3 protein-coding genes are annotated in these 3,799 nt (G+C 29.5%); all 3 read left to right on the forward strand.

All coding sequences use genetic code 11. The features are described from left to right. Positions 1-226 precede the first annotated feature (226 nt). The 3 genes from U9R42_05100 to U9R42_05110 all read left to right on the forward strand — a co-directional run bounded on the left by U9R42_05100 (position 227) and on the right by U9R42_05110 (position 3,578). Positions 227-586 (forward strand): MmcQ/YjbR family DNA-binding protein, encoded by a 360-nt coding sequence (locus U9R42_05100; protein MEA3495395.1) that lies wholly within the window; start codon positions 227-229, stop codon positions 584-586. Between the two features lie 915 nt (positions 587-1,501). Continuing rightward, positions 1,502-3,400: a hypothetical protein gene (locus tag U9R42_05105; GenBank protein ID MEA3495396.1), complete on the forward strand. Its 1,899-nt coding sequence runs from the start codon at positions 1,502-1,504 to the stop codon at positions 3,398-3,400. A 4-nt stretch (positions 3,401-3,404) separates the two neighbouring features. After that, entirely contained in the window at positions 3,405-3,578 is a 174-nt protein-coding gene (locus U9R42_05110; GenBank protein ID MEA3495397.1) for a hypothetical protein, read from the forward strand. Positions 3,579-3,799: the final 221 nt, after the last annotated feature.

A 3,799-nucleotide genomic window follows, 5' to 3' on the forward strand; every position in this document is an offset into this window, starting at 1 on the left:
GATGCCAACACACTCAGTGTGTTGGGTTTTCCCCTTTAGGGAATATACGGGGTACAGCTAGTCAAATAATGAGTTTTCTTATAAGCATTAATTACAAAAAGAGTAATTTTGTAATCTGTGAATCTGTGGCAAATTTGATTACCCACAGTATTTGACATAGAACCAAAATGATGTACGATTACCATATAAAAAGTTAAATTTGAATTTTTTTATAAAAAAGAGAATTATGAATATTGATGAGATAAGAGAATACTGCCTTTCCAAAAAAGCTGTTACAGAGAGTTTTCCTTTTGATGAAGTTACTCTTGTTTTTAAAGTTTTGGATAAAATGTTTTTACTTAGCAATCTTGATGGTGATTTGAGTATTAACATAAAATGTGATCCTGAAAATGCTCTTGAATTACGTGCTTCATATCCTGATACCGTTTTGCCCGGTTTTCACATGAATAAAAAACATTGGAATACAATAAAAATGAATTCAACTGTAAATGATGATTTAGTAAAGCAATGGATTGACGATTCTTACAGTTTGGTTGTGAGCAAGATGACTAAAAAACAGCAAGGGAAAATTCTGAATCAAAAGTAAAATTAAATGCCAATACGTCAGACTGTCTAAAAAAATCAACAAATTGTAGATAGTGTCTCTAAGAAAACTCTGCAAAATTAGATTCCTATCTTTCTCAACTCACTGATGCTAAGGCATCGCCTCGTCTCAAAAAATAAAAATCTTACATGCCTGACGGCAGGCAGGTCAAAAATCTTAGAAATCATAAAATTTGATAGTTTTCTTAGAGGCACTACCTATATATGCAGATAAACGGAACTTTATTAATATGATTACAGAAATTATCCATAGAAACGAAAAGCACTTATCAATTAGTTTTAAGTATGATACAAAGTTTATTGCAGTTCTCAAAACAATTGATGGCTACAAATGGAGTCAAACAAAAAAGTGCTGGCATATTCCAAATAATTTGGAAAGTAAAAAAAACTATCGAAATTACGTTCAAAAATGTTTGTAGTTTTGAAAAAAATAAAACACATAAATCAAGAAATAAAAGCTTGATTTTAAGAAAGATGTGTTGATGTTTGAATCAAAATAAATAATAATTTTAAAATAAAAATGGGGAAAATTTGGAAGAAACAAAAACTTTATTTACATTTGTTTCTAATTTAAATACAAATATCTTTATTAAATTATGCAATTAATCTTTTTACATAGAAAAATGGGGAAATAATGAAACTGTTAGTAATTACTTTGCTTTACTTAACAATATGTTTTAGCCCCCACAAGATCAGAGTATCAAAACTCTGTTTACCTATGCTTAGTTTAGTAATGGATGATGTATTTATTGAAGTGAACAACTAATCATGGAAATCAAAACATTTAATTACCTATTCAAAAAGATTTCCTATATTAGCAATATCAATTAATGCTTCTCTAACTACTACAAGCAGGCTTTCCTATAGCATATTATTAATTATGATTAAATTATTGATTATGAAAGTTATTAAAAGTATTTTTTTGCTCTTATGTTTAATTTTTTTGGGTAACAACGTTTTCTCACAATCCAAACCCATTACGAACAATGATACGGTTGAAATATATAAAAATCAGTATGTTTCCTTTAATGTACTTAGGAATGATATAATTGATACTGGAAGAGCTTTTAAATTTTATCCAAGAAAAATTGTCAACAAAGAACATTGGGAGGCATATTACGACACAATGAGAAAAGATGGTGATAGCTCGATTTACTATAAACCTACTCCATACTTTTATGGAAACGTGAATATTTCATATTGGATATGGTACTCAGATAGTGGAGTTGCATATAGAGATACTGGATACTTACATGTAATTGTTAAAAATGTTGAAGACAAATCATTTGACACTATTTCTGCTAATAATATTTCAGCAGGTATCAATTCAAATGGGGATCTATTTTGGGATTACTGTAAAAAACATTTTAAAGTTCCAAAAAATGAAAACATAAACTCACTTTTCGTTGCTACTTTATGGATTGGTGGATTAGATGATTCGAATAAACTTCATATTGGGGCTAATACCTATTCATATTTATATCCAGATGCAGATGGTGATTTTAAAGCTGGGCCGATAGCAACTGACTATTCAAATAATTATAAATTAAAATATGACAGAGTTTGGAAAGTCACTAAATCATTAATACAAAATCATGTAAATAATTTTAAGATTTCAGGATATCAAATACCAGATGTTATTTCTAATTGGCCAGCTTCTAATGATGGAACATACGGTGAAGCAAATAGCTTAGCTAAATTTATTGATTATGATAGTAATGGAGTATATAATCCTGAAAAGGGAGATTATCCCTATTTAATAGGTGATGAACTTCTCTTTTTCATGTATAATGATGAACATTCTCACATTGTTACAGATACACTACCACTTGGTATAGAAATTCATGGATATGCGTATCAATTCAAAAATGAAAATGATGTAGCATTGAATAATACACTCTTTATTAGATATGAGATTATCAATAGGTCTAACAATGATTATCATGAACTATATTTAGGGAATTGGGTCGATTTCGAGCTTGGCTATCCATTTGACGATTACGTTGGCTGTAATCCTGCAAAAAACATGTATTATGTTTATAATGGTGATAATGATGATTCTTCTGGATATGGAGAAAATCCTCCTGTTATGACTGTAAACTTTCTTAATAAAAAACTTGACTATTTTATATACTATAATAATGACTGGAGTTTGCAAGGTAATCCCCAAACAGGCAGACATTATTATAACTATTTACATGGTTTATTCAAAAATGGGCAACATATGAAATATGGTGGAAATGGGTTTCATGACATTTGGAAATATGAAAATACAAATCATATTTTTCCTGATCATCCAGAAGACACAAGTGGTTGGTCGGAAGTTACCTGTGGTAATACTCCAGCAGATAGAAGGGGACTAGGATCAACTGGACCATATAACCTAAAGTCGAATGACACATTGATTTTTGATGTAGCTTATACTTTCGTGAGAAAAGCTGGGAAGTCAAATATTGACAATATTGATGTTGCATTTGTTATGGTTGATGATATAAGAGATATTTATGACACCATAAACTTCAACCCAACTCCTTTAAAACAAAGCACAAATATTGAGGGTAGCATTTCTAATTTTGATATCAAAATTTTTCCTAACCCAAGTACTGGATTAATATATTTCCAAGCTAATGAACCATATCTTTATCAAGTTTGTGATCAAGTGGGGAAATTAATTGTATCTGGATGTGCTAAAAGGTTTATTGATATATCAGAATTACCTGACGGAATATATAACTTGACTTTTATAAGTTTAGATAGATCAAATAGTTATAAAACTAAAATAATTAAAGTCCAATAAGAATATGAAAAAGTTATTAATTGTTTTAATCATCTCTTTTGGATTTTTATATACATATTCCCAAAACCTGATAGCCATCCACCAAAATGGTAATGTTTTTTTTGAAACTTCTTTAGATAGTGCACTTGCTAAAACCAATCATGGGGATACGGTTTATTTACCTGGAGGATATATTTAACATTCAGGAGCAATAACAATAAATAAATCGATTCATATATTTGGTGCAGGATATAATAATGACTCGTCAGTAGTAACCAATGGAGCTACTATTATTATACTAAACCGCTATTAAGATGCTGATTAAGAAAATAAATTATTTTTGTTTTGTTTTTCTTCACAAAATTCTTGCATAGCCATGCTACGGAATAATTTTTTGAATAAAAACAGGGCGAAAAGAAA

It is taken from the genome of Bacteroidota bacterium (assembly GCA_034723125.1).
GTDB lineage: Bacteria > Bacteroidota > Bacteroidia > CAILMK01 > JAAYUY01 > JAYEOP01.